General features: G+C 39.6%; 14 protein-coding genes. 3 read left to right on the top strand and 11 right to left on the bottom strand.

The genetic code is table 11. From position 1 onward, the window contains the following. Positions 1 to 14 precede the first annotated feature (14 nt). On the bottom strand, positions 15 to 2,084 hold the full coding sequence (gene metG / locus M472_RS38410; protein WP_021071306.1) for a methionine--tRNA ligase: 2,070 nt from the start codon (positions 2,082 to 2,084) through the stop codon (positions 15 to 17). A 156-nt stretch (positions 2,085 to 2,240) separates the two neighbouring features. Between metG and M472_RS38405 the strand changes: the two genes are divergently transcribed. The 3 genes from M472_RS38405 to pckA all read left to right on the top strand — a co-directional run bounded on the left by M472_RS38405 (position 2,241) and on the right by pckA (position 5,405). Continuing rightward, entirely contained in the window at positions 2,241 to 3,146 is a 906-nt protein-coding gene (locus tag M472_RS38405) for a S66 peptidase family protein (protein ID WP_021071305.1), read from the top strand. Positions 3,147 to 3,149: 3 nt separating this feature from the next. After that, positions 3,150 to 3,551: a DoxX family protein gene (locus M472_RS38400; protein ID WP_021071304.1), complete on the top strand. Its 402-nt coding sequence runs from the start codon at positions 3,150 to 3,152 to the stop codon at positions 3,549 to 3,551. A gap of 231 nt (positions 3,552 to 3,782) precedes the next feature. Beyond that, a complete protein-coding gene (gene pckA / locus M472_RS38395; RefSeq protein WP_021071303.1) occupies positions 3,783 to 5,405 on the top strand; it encodes a phosphoenolpyruvate carboxykinase (ATP) in 1,623 nt (540 codons plus the stop codon). A 74-nt stretch (positions 5,406 to 5,479) separates the two neighbouring features. Here pckA and M472_RS38390 read toward each other — a convergent pair whose 3' ends face one another. The 10 genes from M472_RS38390 to M472_RS38345 are packed head-to-tail and all read right to left on the bottom strand — an operon-like array spanning position 5,480 to position 14,231. Next, on the bottom strand, positions 5,480 to 5,935 hold the full coding sequence (locus tag M472_RS38390; RefSeq protein ID WP_021071302.1) for a hypothetical protein: 456 nt from the start codon (positions 5,933 to 5,935) through the stop codon (positions 5,480 to 5,482). Between the two features lie 54 nt (positions 5,936 to 5,989). After that, complete coding sequence (locus M472_RS38385; RefSeq protein ID WP_031301891.1) at positions 5,990 to 6,532, bottom strand: DUF420 domain-containing protein; 543 nt, start codon at positions 6,530 to 6,532, stop codon at positions 5,990 to 5,992. A gap of 4 nt (positions 6,533 to 6,536) precedes the next feature. Next, positions 6,537 to 7,256 (bottom strand): thioredoxin domain-containing protein, encoded by a 720-nt coding sequence (locus tag M472_RS38380; RefSeq protein ID WP_021071300.1) that lies wholly within the window; start codon positions 7,254 to 7,256, stop codon positions 6,537 to 6,539. A 2-nt stretch (positions 7,257 to 7,258) separates the two neighbouring features. After that, positions 7,259 to 7,636 (bottom strand): cytochrome C oxidase subunit IV family protein, encoded by a 378-nt coding sequence (locus M472_RS38375; RefSeq protein WP_021071299.1) that lies wholly within the window; start codon positions 7,634 to 7,636, stop codon positions 7,259 to 7,261. 29 nt (positions 7,637 to 7,665) lie between these two features. Continuing rightward, a complete protein-coding gene (locus M472_RS38370) occupies positions 7,666 to 8,403 on the bottom strand; it encodes a cytochrome c oxidase subunit 3 (protein WP_021071298.1) in 738 nt (245 codons plus the stop codon). A 9-nt stretch (positions 8,404 to 8,412) separates the two neighbouring features. Further along, positions 8,413 to 8,997, bottom strand: a complete 585-nt coding sequence (locus tag M472_RS38365; protein WP_031301890.1) for a cytochrome c oxidase subunit 3 — start codon at positions 8,995 to 8,997, stop codon at positions 8,413 to 8,415. 6 nt (positions 8,998 to 9,003) lie between these two features. Beyond that, positions 9,004 to 9,909 carry a heme o synthase gene (gene cyoE, locus M472_RS38360; protein ID WP_021071296.1) on the bottom strand — a complete coding sequence of 302 codons (906 nt, stop codon included), beginning with the start codon at positions 9,907 to 9,909 and terminating at the stop codon, positions 9,004 to 9,006. 50 nt (positions 9,910 to 9,959) lie between these two features. Continuing rightward, positions 9,960 to 11,003 (bottom strand): COX15/CtaA family protein, encoded by a 1,044-nt coding sequence (locus M472_RS38355; protein WP_021071295.1) that lies wholly within the window; start codon positions 11,001 to 11,003, stop codon positions 9,960 to 9,962. 44 nt (positions 11,004 to 11,047) lie between these two features. Further along, a complete protein-coding gene (locus M472_RS38350; protein WP_021071294.1) occupies positions 11,048 to 12,922 on the bottom strand; it encodes a cytochrome c oxidase subunit I in 1,875 nt (624 codons plus the stop codon). Positions 12,923 to 12,947: 25 nt separating this feature from the next. Then, positions 12,948 to 14,231 (bottom strand): cytochrome c oxidase subunit II, encoded by a 1,284-nt coding sequence (locus tag M472_RS38345; RefSeq protein ID WP_021071293.1) that lies wholly within the window; start codon positions 14,229 to 14,231, stop codon positions 12,948 to 12,950. Between the last annotated feature and the right edge of the window lie 76 nt (positions 14,232 to 14,307).

Here is a 14,307-nt window from a genome sequence, read left to right as displayed (position 1 = left end):
ATTCCGACAATTTTCTAGCGGACAACACTCCCATTGGTTATCGCTGCTTGAGGATTTACAAAGTCTAACCTTCCGTCGGCATCCTCCGCCATCAATATCATACCTTGGGACTGTATCCCCTTGATCTCACGAGGTTCTAGATTGACCAATATGGAGACCTGTTTACCGATGATATCTTCTGCCGAGAAAAACTCTGCAATTCCAGATACTACTGTACGTTGGTCAATCCCTGTATCTATCTTCAGCTTCAACAATTTCTTGGTCTTAGCTACTTTTTCGGCTTCCAGGATAGTACCCACGCGGATATCCAGCTTCATAAAATCATCAAAATTGATATTCGCTTTCGCTGGTGTTACGCTGACTGCCGCTTTTGCATTGTTAACTTTTGCTGTTGCCAATTTTTCCAACTGAAAATCAACTTGCTCATCCGTTATCTTTTCAAATAACAACTGTGCCTCACCCAATTGATGTAACTCCTCAACAAGATTTGAAACACCAGCTCTGTCCCATTTCTGAGGAGCCAACTGTAGCATCTCGAACAACTTACTTGCCGTTTTAGGTAAAAATGGCTGCCCTAATATCGCTAAATTAGCTACAATCTGCGTCGCTACGTTCAAGACCGTTTTAACGCGTTCTTCATCTGTCTTGATCACTTTCCAAGGCTCTTCGTCTGCCAAGTATTTGTTTCCTAAGCGGGCAGCATTCATAAAATGTGTCAATGCCTCTCTAAATCTATACTGCGACATAGACTGTTCGATCATCCCAGGATATTTGGCCAATTCATCGAATACAGCAAGGTCAGTTTCGTTGTAATCAGTACCTTTCAATAATTTGCCTTCAAAATATTTATGAGAAAGAACCATCACACGATTGACAAAATTACCCAATATAGCGACCAATTCATTATTGACCCGTGCCTGAAAATCCTTCCAAGTAAACTCACTATCCGAAGTCTCCGGTAAAATCGATGTCAACACATAGCGCAGTTCATCTTGCTTTCCTGGAAATTCATCCAGGTATTCATGAAGCCATACCGCATGATTACGTGAAGTAGAAAGTTTGTCTCCTTCTAAATTCAAAAACTCATTTGCCGGTACATTATCCGGCAAAATGTATTCGCCATGAGCGTGTAATATCGCCGGAAAAATAATACAGTGGAACACAATATTATCTTTGCCGATAAAATGGATTAATGTAGCATCATCCTCCGGATTAGCTTGTTTCTTCCAGTAGTCCTCCCAGTTTTTCCCTTGATCTATAGCCCACTGCTTCGTTGCAGAAATATAGCCGATTGGTGCATCCAACCATACATACAATTTCTTACCTGCCGCCTCATCCAATGGAACATCGACCCCCCAATCCAAATCACGGGTCATTGAGCGGGGTTGCAAACCAGACTTTAACCAAGACTGGCACTGTCCAAAGACATTAGATTTCAAAACATCTTTCTTTCCTTCGATCAACCATTTTTCCAGCCATGGTTGGTATTTATCCAAAGGCAGGTACCAATGCTTTGTTTCTTTTAGAATAGGGGTCTTACCGCTCAGAGTGGATTTAGGATTGATCAGATCAGTAGGACTTAAAGATGTACCACATTTCTCGCACTGGTCGCCATAAGCTCCTTCGCTCTGACAATGTGGACAAGTACCTGTAATATATCGATCAGCTAAGAATTGGTGGAATTCTTCATCATAGTACTGTTCCGAAAACTTCTCGATAAATTCACCTTTCTCATACAGATTCAAGAAAAACTCTTGAGAAAGCTCATGATGGATTGGCTCCGATGTACGGTGATAGATATCAAACGAAATTCCAAAATCAGCAAAGGACTCTTTGATCTGTTGATTATACTTATCAATAATTTCGCGAGGCGTTACTCCTTCTTTTTTTGCCTTAATAGTAATAGCTGCACCATGCTCATCCGAGCCGCATACATAGACTACATCCTTATTATTCAAACGCAAGAAACGCACAAAGATATCCCCTGGAATATAAGCCCCGGCTAAATGTCCTATATGCAGGGGACCATTTGCATACGGTAATGCCGAAGTTATCGTATAACGTTTTTTAGATAAATTGCTCAAGATATCGTATTTTTAATGGTATTACTAAAAATTAAATTGTAACATTGTTTGCAAAGATAACTCAATTTGCGCTGAATCAATAAGCGCCCGTTTAGATTTCTAACAGAAAATTATTTATCTTATTTTTTTGCACAAATAAAGTTTTGGAACAAACCGATGATAAATACACCGACATATTTAAAAAAAGGGGATAAAGTTGCCGTATTATGTCCCGCAAGTTATATCAAAGAAGACCTCAGTCCCGCATTTGACATATTGACAAGCTGGGGACTAGAACTGGAAATCTATCCCTCCACTTACGCACAGTCCCATCAATTTGCAGGAGATGACGACCTGCGAGCCAACGACCTGCAACGAGCCTTAGACGACCCCAGCATAAAAGCAATCATAGCGGGCCGTGGAGGCTACGGATCAGTACGAATAATAGACCGATTAGATTTTTCAAATTTTGTAAAAAGTCCAAAATGGCTTGTCGGATTCAGTGACATCACGGCAATCCATAGCCACATACAGCGACAATATCAAATACCGACTATCCATGGGCAAATGGTCAAGTCGTTTCTCGATGCAAGTCCGGCCTCTCTATCGACCCTAAAAGCAGCCCTGTTCGGAGAAAACAAGGATTTAATTTATGCATCCACTTCATCGGCCCAACGGCTCGGTATAGCAAAAGGTGTACTTACAGGTGGCAATTTAGCTATCCTTCAGAGTATACTGGCATCCGACTCGGATGTCGATTACACGGGAAAAATACTGTTTTTAGAGGATGTCGGAGAATCCTACTACAACGTAGATCGTATGCTATGGACACTCAAACGGGCAAAAAAAATAGATAAAATCACCGGACTAATCATTGGCGGATTTACGGAAATGAAAGATTCTGATCCCGCTTTTGGGCAGACTATAGAAGAAATCATAGGGTCCAAAATCCAAGAGCTTGATTATCCAGTAGCATTTGGATGTCCTGCTGGACATATCGACGACAATAGAGCTTTGGTTTTCGGGGAAGAAATCGAATTCCGCGTCACTGTAGAAAATGTTTCCATAACTTATCTTAGCTAAAAAATGAGCGCTACTAGTACTAAAAAAGACATCGGTCTATTAATTCTACGTGCCACTATAGGCATCTGTATGTTAACCCTTCACGGTCTTCCTAAATTAATGGGTGGCCCTGACATGTGGAACAAAGTCGGCTTAGCCATGGGCAATTTAGGTATAAACTTCTTCCCCATCGCATGGGGCTTCTCTGCTGCAATCGTAGAGAGTTTATGTTCATTATTTATCGTCATCGGCCTTTGGACCAGACAAAACAGTATACTATTGGCTTTTACTATGTTGACAGCTACCATCACCCATCTATCTCAGGGAGACGGCTTTAACACAGCGTCACATGCCATTGAACTAATGTCCGTGTTTATTGCACTGTCATTGATCGGTCCTGGAAAATATAGTGTGGATAAAAGATAAAAACAATTAACATATTTTGCCCAAATTATCCCTTCTGATCGAGCCCAAGCACCGCTTTGGATTTACAAAATTTCAAAAGTTAGGTTTATTCATCAACAAATAAACAAGATTTATTGAAATATTGATTAAATAAGTGATTGATATAAGGTATTAGAAGGATTTTTTGTAAAAATAAACTTTGTTTATTTTCATTTTGCTATTGTCCCTACCTTAGCTTCGTAAAACAAAATTATGATAATAATGGAGCTACGTGAATTTGGGACAAAAAGTTCTTCATTCGATTTGAATTCAATTGGGTTAGATGCAGGAACAATACACTGGAACTTAAGCAACGAAAAGCTTACTGCTCAAACGCTAGAGCTAGGACAAGGCTCATTAAATGATAAAGGCGCTTTATGTGTGAATACTGGAAAATTTACTGGTAGATCACCGAAAGACAAATTTGTTGTGAAAGACAGCCTTACTGAAAACAGTGTAGATTGGGGCGACATTAATATCGCTATTACGAAAGAGATCTTTGATAATCTATATCAAAAGATGCGCTCTTATTTGGCAGGCAAAGAAGTCTGGGTAAGAAATTGTTATGCTGGAGCAGATCCGACATACCGCTTACGGGTTACGGTGATTAACACATTACCGTGGGCGAATCTATTCTGCAATAATCTTTTCATCAGACCTTCAGAAGAAGAACTCACTACATTCGAAAAAGAGTGGGTCATTCTGCAGATTCCGGAATTCGAAGCCAATCCAGAAGTAGATGGGACGAGATCTGCCAATTTCACCATTGTAAACTTTAGTGAAAAAGTTATTTTAATCGGCGGATCTGCCTATACGGGAGAGATGAAAAAAGGAATATTCTCCGTTCTTAACTTCATACTTCCGCATCAGTATAATGTTCTTCCCATGCACTGTTCAGCCAACGAAGGTAAAGAAGGAGATGTATCTCTATTCTTTGGTCTGAGTGGAACGGGCAAAACCACATTATCTGCTGACGCTAGCAGATCTCTTATTGGTGATGATGAACATGGTTGGGCAGATAGTTCGGTATTCAATTTTGAAGGAGGCTGCTATGCCAAATGTATAGACTTAAGTGCGGAAAAAGAGCCAGAGATTTACGCGGCAATCAAACCGGGTACCTTGTTGGAAAACATTTCCTTCTTTAAAGACAGTAATGTGGTAGATTTTGCAGATGCTACTATCACGGAGAATACACGGGCAGCCTATCCAATAGACTACATTCCAAACGCGAAGGAGCCTTCATTGGGAGGCAAACCTAAAAATATATTCTTCTTGACATGTGATGCTTTTGGCATTCTTCCTCCGATATCAAAATTAACGAAGGCTCAAGCAATGTATCATTTCATCTCTGGTTACACCGCTAAAGTTGCAGGAACAGAGGTCGGTATCACGGAACCCCAAACAACTTTCTCTGCTTGTTTTGGCCGTGTATTCTTACCTTTACACCCTACAAAATATGCCGAGTTATTGGGCGAAAAATTAGCTAAAAATCCAGATGTCAATGTATGGCTGATTAATACAGGCTGGACAGGCGGTAAATATGGTGTAGGCAAGCGTATGAATTTGAAATATACGCGTGCGATGATCAATGCAGCTATGCGCGGAGACCTTGATAAGGTAGAGTATGTGCCACACGTTGTATTTGGTTTGTTGAAGCCGCAGTCTTGTCCAGGTGTACCAGCAGAAGTATTAAACCCAAGGACTACATGGGCAGATCCAGAAGCATACGATCAACAAGCCTTAGCGTTAGCACAGCTTTTTGTGAATAACTTCAAGCAATATGAGGATGAAGCTAGCGAAGAAATCCGCTCTGCATCTCCTAGAACAACGCTGTAAACAGCATATGATTGCTATAAAAAAAGGCTGCTCTACAATTGTAGAACAGCCTTTTTTATATCTTGTATACTATATTAAAATACTTTACTGTGCCAGCTTTCTCTAAAAGGAATTTCCCATTCCTTCTCCAGTTGCTCCGAATTCTGCACAAGGTTATTGAATACTATAGTATCGGCCATAATTTGTTCTGACTTTACTAGTTCCTCAAACTTACCTCTTGAAACTAGACTGATCTCACCAGCATCGTTTCTAAATGACACCTTCATTCGATCAAAGAAATCCACCCCGAACTGCTGTCCTAATCCTTTTAAGAAATGAACAGATTTATCGATAGAACAACCTGTTACTCCCGCCTGCTTTTCATCAACTTCCAGAATTAAAAAAAGCTTATCCCGAACTTGTCCTCTTCCCGCAAGCGCTGAACCATGTGCTGTCCAAGAAGATACAAAACTCACCAACGCACTGTTGATCTCTTCCACTTCATTATCCGTTAAAAAGCGATCTGCTTGATATACCCAAACTCTATTCATTTCTATTTAATATTAAAATGTGAGACCTTTTAACCTTTTCTAACGTCCTTAACCTTAATGCGCATAGTACGGAGAAATCATGACATACACGACAACACCTGTAACAGCCACATACAACCACATCGGATAAGTGATACGAGCTAATCGTTTATGCCTTTCATAAGCTCCCGCTATCCCCCTTACAAAGGTAAAAAGGACAAACGGAATAATGATCACGGACAATATGATATGGGTAATCAGGATGAAGAAGTATACATACCGCAATGCTCCTTCTCCCCCATAGGATGTTGAATCCGAAGTCATATGATAAGCTACATACATCAATAAAAATAACGAAGAACAAACCATGCAGAGTTTGATCAAGTTTTCATGTAATTTTAGCTTCCTTCTTTTGACGGCTGAAACTGCCCACACCAACAATACAGCTGTTAATCCATTAATGGTCGCGTAAATAGGGGGTAAAAACGATAAAGGTTCGACATCATAGCCAAGCTTACGTAAATTAACACCAAACAACGCTGCCACTGCCAAGGGAATTACCACGGATAAAGTCCAAATCCACCCCTTATACTTTTTCTCTTCTTCTGTCATAGCCATAAAACTACCTTTTTTCTACTTTTAACGGATTGTTCCTTGCTTCCTCTACTAATTGTACTTTGATTTCATCTTCTAATCGCTCCATATTTGCCTTCAGATTGATATCATAAAATCCCCGGATGCGACGTTCTGAATCTATTAATATATATTGACTACTAATGGTAAACCGACTTGGGTCTGCAGGGTCTTGTAATGCATCGCTCAATAATTGTTCTCTCACATAAGACAAGATATCGGAGCTGCCTTTCAAAATATCCCAATGTGTATCTAGTCCCTTTGTATATTGATCTCTTATTTGGCTCAAATTTAACAAGCTATCGGCAGAATCAACAGAAATAGAATAGAACTTTACTTTATGATTATTTTTAAATCGCTCGACTACTGGACGTAAATTCTCTAACATTGCTTTCGATAAACCTTTATCTGTAGAGTAAAAGGTATGAACAACAGAGATTAGCGAATCCGATCTCAGGAAAGAAACAGAATCTCCCTTCGCATTAACTAAGGTAAGAGGACTAATCTGATGAAAGACGGTATCAGGAATCTCCCTTCCCATCTTACGGTTCATCTTACCAGATAGATGCTTCTCACCGTACACAGGTAACTTTAAATAGGTATTGGATCCAATTTTATTAAGTCCTATATACAAAAATCCTGGCACTAGTAGTACTATAGCCAGGATTACAAAAGTCGAAATATTCTTTCTTCTTGATTTATTTTGCATTACTATTTATTTGGGAAAATAGCGTGCTCATGAAAATGAGTCAACAAATAGTTTCCTTCGATAAGGATAAGAATAATAAAATAAATAATAAAAAGGAAAACGATACTAGTTGTGACGATAAAGCCTGACTTCTCAAACTTCAAGTGCATAAAGAATGCTACAATGTAGTATGCTTTTACGAGTGTCAATACGATATAAATCGTGTTAACCAATGCTCCCTTTTGCAATATTCCCCAGTGGTGAACGAAGCCTAATGCGATAAGGAACTCCAAAGCTGTAAGTGCCAGTAGAATGAAAAATACAGACCAAATACGCTTCTTATCCATTCCTTCTTCGTGTGCGTGCCCTTCTTGTGCACCTATATTGTCGTGGTTTGCCATCTCTTTAGATAAATTGCTAAGTTTTATAATTAGATTAAGTAGAAGAATGTAAATACGAATACCCACACTAAATCCACAAAGTGCCAATAAAGGCCAACTTTCTCAACCATTAAATAAGTACCTCTTCTCTCGAACGTATTATTTAATGTCATACATAAAATGATGATATTAAGCAACAGTCCAATTGAAACGTGCAACCCGTGAAAACCAGTAATAGCGAAAAATAAATTCGCAAATTGCAATGCCGCTGTGTACGAAATATCATTCGTAAAGTAAGGTCGCAATGTCTCCGCGATCATGGCAGGATCGGTCATGCCTGTCGCAGGATTTCTTCCAAACCAAAATCCTTGGTGATGTAGGTGAGACCACTCTAAAGCCTGACAACCGAGAAACATAAAGCCTCCCAACACTGTCCACATCATCCATTTAACGACCTCATGTTTAGAATTACGATGTCCAGCCTCTACAGCTAATACCATAGTTACTGAAGACATAATCAAGATAAAGGTCATGATACCGACAAAAACCAAAGGCTGGCCAGAATCTGCTATCCCAGGGATAGATTGGAAAACCTTATCCGCATCAATCCAGGTAGGTTGCGCAAATTTTTGAGCACCATAATAAATTAGGAATGCTGAAAATGTAAAGGCATCCGACACCAAGAAAAACCACATCATGATCTTTCCATACTCTAAGTTCCAAGGTGACCTACCACCGTTCCATGGTCCGTCTTTAACCTTATCCAATTGCGATACAGTTGTACTCATTGTTTACTATTATTGATTCAAAAGTAAGAAAACATATATATAAATCCATAAAAGATCTAGAAAATGCCAAAAAACAGTAGCTAGATCCATTCGAAACACATTATCGTCTTGTGGTATCTCTTTCAAGACTCCAGTAAGAGCCCTTAAAAGAACAAACACACCCACGACAATATGTAAAAGGTGTAATCCCGTAAATACATAGATAAACGACTGCGAAGCATTATTATTAATAAAATAAACACCTTGTTGTGTCAATATCTTCCAAGCATGTACCTGTAATCCGAAAAAAACTACACCAAGCGCTACTGTGATTAATAACAATAGCTTTTGTCTACCGATATTTCCAAGTTTCGCTGCAGAATAAGCTAAATGCAACGTAATACTACTAAGAACTATCGTCAACGTACTATAAATAAAAGCCTGCGGCAAAATTGTTTTGATTCCTTTGTCTACCCCGCTAGCGGTATATACTATAAACCCACTAGAAAGTGCAGCAAACATCATAAACATTCCTATGATTCCCAACCAAAGGTTAAACTTTTTGGCCTTTCTCGACTGTTGTAATTCTTCCAAATTCATTGTTATGGTTCCCATCTTAAATTAAAAAGGGTTAAAATCAAATAAAAGTACGAGTTGTGTCAATGGTAAATACAGAAAAGATACATACATGACCTTTTTAGCCGATGCATCTGTACGCTGCACAAAATGCTGATAGCCATACCAAGTAAAAGCTATCCCACCCAACAATGACACTATCGTAAAAACCAAACCTCCAAACCCGTAATACATGGGCAAAAAGCCAGCCGGTATCATCAGTAACGCCGAAATAAGTATCATAGCTGCAGAAACTGAGTCTTTCTTTGTCGTTGGCAACAAACGAATCCCTGCCTTTTTATAGTCCTCATCAGCCACCCAAGCGATTGCCCAAAAATGGGGATATTGCCAAAGAAACTGAATCGCAAACAAGACCAAAGGCGTAACTACTACCGCTGCCTCGCTAACAGAAGCATAGGCTAATCCAAAACCTTCCGACTTAAAAGCAGCATAATAACCAATCAATGGCGGTAATGCTCCTGGAATAGCACCAACGAAAACCGCAATAGGCGACTTTTGCTTTAAAGGTGTGTATACAAACGCGTACAGAAATATAGAAAAAACAGAAAGCAGACCAGCGATAAAATTAAGCTGAACAAGAACCAAAGTTCCTAAAATGCCCATAAAAACGCTAAGCACCAACGCCTGCCCTGTTGTCATCCGACCTGCAGGCAGTGGGCGATCCATCGTCCGCGTCATCAACTTATCTATATCCTTTTCAATGATCTCGTTAAATCCATTAGCAGCCCCTGTTACCAAAAAACCTCCTAATGTCAAGAGTATCCAATTGAACCACATAACCTCACCCTGTTGATTCGCACCAATCAAAAATGATATCGATGCCGAAAATACAACAGTTAACGTTAATCTTAATTTGACTAATTTGTTAAAATCAGATATAAAGGTTTTCATTTAATTCTTCACCTCCCAGTACGCTAAAAAAGAAAAACAAACGTTCTCCATTATCTCTTCAACTTAGTCATCAAAAGCATCAAATAATATTGTGCTCCAAAAAACAGACTTGCAATAACCAAGTGTGTAGTCTGAGCAACAGCGGGTACTGAAAAACGTGCGAGGATAATCCCGGACGCCATTTGAATCAATACCAATACCAAAACAATCCAAGCATATCGGCTCTGGATAGAAAGCTTGCTGAATCTATTCTTCACTAAGAAGAAAAACAACACCGTAATACCTAACGTAACGTATGCTAAAATCCGATGGATTTCGTAGACACTTCCTATCGAGTCAATCCAAGTAGCTCGTTCCTTTCCTAAATAGTTCAGATGATCGATTGCCTCCCTAACTTCCGTCCCATAAACGACCTGCACCAACATAATCACCAAAGATAAAATGGCTAGTGCCTTAAGACCCCCAGAAGGATAGTTGATAAGAATCGTTTTGTTTCTGAAAGTTGTTGCTAGGTAAAATGTATATATGCTAATCGCTACAATAAGCAGAGCAAGCAACATATGTACAGTGATCACCCAAGGCATCAGGTTAGTAGATACGACTATTGATCCCAACCAAGCCTGTACAACTACAGCAAAAAGATTAAGAACGCTCCACGCCAAAATTGCGGGCTTAGATTTTATGTATGTAAAGGAATAGATAGCCGAAAAAAGAAGCGCAAAACCGGCGACAACACCAGCAAGTCGATTGATATACTCCGTCCAAGTCTTCACAGCATTAAATTCTTCATGCTTCAAAATCGACTCATCGTGACGAATATCATCCGCGAGCTTAGAAAAACCAAAAGCTTCCACCATCTTGGCAAACCTATCATTCTTCTTAACCCGTCCTTCGATATAATGCTGTTCGTATCCTTCGGGCAATTGCGAAGCATCTGTAGGGGGTATAATCCGATTAAAACATTTTGGCCAATCCGGACATCCCATTCCCGAACCCGTACTTCTAACTACCCCACCAGCTGTGATAACGACAAATAAAATAAATATCGTAAATCTGTTGATTCTAATAAACCGCTTTTCGCCAGCTGGATACATCTATCTACACTTTATCAAATTTGTAATAGAAGGTAGGTTAATACCTAACCTTCTACTACTCTATTATTTTCTTTATTCCACTGCTCTTGTATACGAACAGCTTCCTCATCACCTTCAAAATCGTGCATCATATTCGAACTCATAGTTTGAGAGAACGGCACATTCTGAGGGATGAAATCCTCATCATGTCCAGGCTTAGAGTAATCATAAGGCCAACGATATACCGTTGGAATCTCACCTGGCCAGTTTCCGTGGATATGTTCTACAGGAGTTGTCCACTCCAGTGTATTTGAATTCCAAGGGTTTTGAGTTGCTTTCTTACCGTTCCAAATAGAACCAAAGAAATTAATCAAGAATGCCAATTGGCCTAAACCTGCTATAATAGCCGCCCAAGTAACCAATATGTTTACTGATACCCACTTCTCCATGAAAGGGAACTCGGTAAAAGCATAGTAACGACGAGGCACACCGTCAATACCCATAAAGTGCATTGGGAAAAACACCAAATATGCGCCGATAAATGTCAACCAAAAATGGAAATAGCCCAATTTTTCGTTCATCATTCTACCGAACATCTTAGGATACCAATGGTAAACACCACATAACATACCAAATATAGAAGCAGATCCCATTACCAAGTGGAAGTGAGCTACAACAAAGTATGTATCATGTATATTAATATCTAACGTCGCGTTACCTAGGAAAATACCTGTCAAACCACCGGAAATAAAGAAAGATACCATACCGATAGCAAACATCATTGCAGGTGTAAAACGGATATTACCTCTCCAAAGGGTAGCCATATAGTTAAAGGCCTTAACTGCTGAAGGAACCGCAATAATCAACGTTGTAATCATAAATACTCCTCCTAAGAAAGGATTCATACCTGTCACAAACATGTGGTGTCCCCAAACTATAAATGACAATACCGTAATACCTACTAAAGAGTAAACCATCGCGTGGTAACCGAAGATCGGTTTACGAGAGTTTGTAGAGATAACTTCAGATGTCAAACCTAACGCAGGCATAACAACGATATAAACCTCAGGGTGACCTAAGAACCAGAATAAGTGCTGGAACAAGATCGGAGAACCACCTTCATTAGGTAAAATCTGACCGCCTACTACCAAATCCGATAAGTAGAAAGAAGTACCCGCAGAACGGTCGAATATCAACAATACAACAGCTGAAACTAATACTGGGAATGAAAGTAAACCAACAATAGCTGTCAGGAAGAAAGACCAAATAGTCAATGGCATTCTCCAAAGATCCATCCCTTTAGTACGCATATTCAATACTGTACTGATATAGTTAACACCACCCATTACCTGAGAGGCAATAAACAATACCATACTGGCTAACCACAATGTCATCCCTAAGCCTGATCCTGCGATAGATGTAGGAAGAGCGGATAGGGGCGGATAGATCGTCCATCCTGCAGATGCAGGTCCACTTTCAACAAAGAAAGAACCTACCATAATCACACAGGCTACAAAGAAGAACCAGTAGGACAGCATGTTCATAAAAGGAGAGGCCATATCTCGGGCTCCCAATTGATAAGGTATCAGAAGGTTACTAAACGTACCTGACAAGCCTGCTGTCAATACGAAGAAAACCATCATGGTACCGTGGATAGTCACTAAAGACAAGAAGAACTCGGGCTTAATACGACCCCCCTCGGCCCATTTACCTAAGAAAACTTCTAAAATTGGAAAATCCTTATCCGGCCAAGCGAGTTGGATACGGAACAAAAGGGACAATAGCATAGCGAAAACGGCCATGATGATACCCGTAATCAAGAATTGCTTCGCAATCATCTTGTGATCCTGACTAAAGATATACTTTGTTAGGAAAGTCTCATGGTGATGACCATGTGCATCATGATGACCTGCGTCGTGTGATATAACTGTGCTTGACATATTCTATTATAAATTCTTTTAACAATTAATTGACAGAAGCTGTTGTAATCCCTTCGACTTCACTAGTACCAGCAAACTCCTGTTGAAGTTCTTCTGTGAAGTACTTTTGTTGTTTGCTCAACCAATCTTTATATTCAGCTTCGGTAACTACTATTACCTTTTTACCCATATTCCAGTGACCTGAACCGCAAATCTTATTACATAACATGATAAAATTGTAGTTAGGGTCATTCATACGATCGCGCATCTCCTCAGTAGTTACAGTAGGCGTAAACTGGAAATAGTTAGTCATACCTGGTACCGCATTAACTTGTACACGGAAATCAGGAATATAGAATGAGTGGATAATATCTTTAGAAATAATATGAAAACGCACGGATTTGTTTACGGGAATAACAATGTCTTCGCCGCGAATATCATCCCACGAGTTTTTATCGTTAAAATCAATACCGTAACCATTTGTAGGGGATGTCATTTTGTAATTACGCTTACCGATTATACCATCAGCTCCAGGATAACGAACATGCCATTGGAATTGCTCTCCCAATACCTCAACTTGTATTGCTGATTTTTGTAACTCCTCAGGAACATTTGTGATTGATCTCCATGTAAAGAATCCGAACAATACCAAAACAGTTAATACTATTGCTGGAACAATTGTCCAAATACGCTCAATGGCATCGTTATGTGGATAATAATAAGCCATACGTTTTGCTCTCATTCTGTAGACATAGGTAAATGTCAACAAAACGATATGCGTTATTACCAAAACAAAAGTAGTAATCACTAATGTGATGATAAACATCTGGTCAATCGCTTTACCATGTTCGGTCGCTGCATCGCGCCAAGCCCAACTTCCCCACACAGCGTAGGAATAGTAAACACCCGCTAGGAAAACAACCAAAAACAAAAGAAACAAGCCCGCCTGCCAGTTGTTATTACTCAGTGGATTGTACTTTCCGTTCATCTTACGTGTCAACACATAAACCGAATGGATTTTTCCAATCACTGCTATGATTGTACATGCTACCAAGAACAGTAACACATAATAGAAAAAATTCTTGTAAACCTGAGGGGCTATTTTAGTAGCCTCCTCTACTTTCGCAACTGCAGCTCCATCCGTAGCTGTTGCAGACACATCAGTAGCACTAGAATCTGTAACAACAGCCGCTCCAGCAGTATCTACTGATGTTGAATCAGTTGTAGCAACAGCTGTAACAGTTGCTGTAGTATCCACCACAGTAGAATCACTTTGTGCGGCCGATACTGGCACTACAAAACAAAAGCTGATCAATAGTAGTAAACCCATTATGGATTTAAACCTGTTATTTATTTTTAAATTCATTTCTTATAATAAACGTTTGAACGTGATCTCTTTAGTTCTA

Origin of the sequence: Sphingobacterium paucimobilis HER1398 (genome assembly GCF_000416985.1) — a bacterium.
GTDB classification, from domain to species: Bacteria; Bacteroidota; Bacteroidia; order Sphingobacteriales; family Sphingobacteriaceae; genus Sphingobacterium; species Sphingobacterium paucimobilis.
The sequence above is the reverse complement of the archived record's forward strand: the minus strand, read 5'-3'. Positions and strand labels throughout refer to the sequence as shown.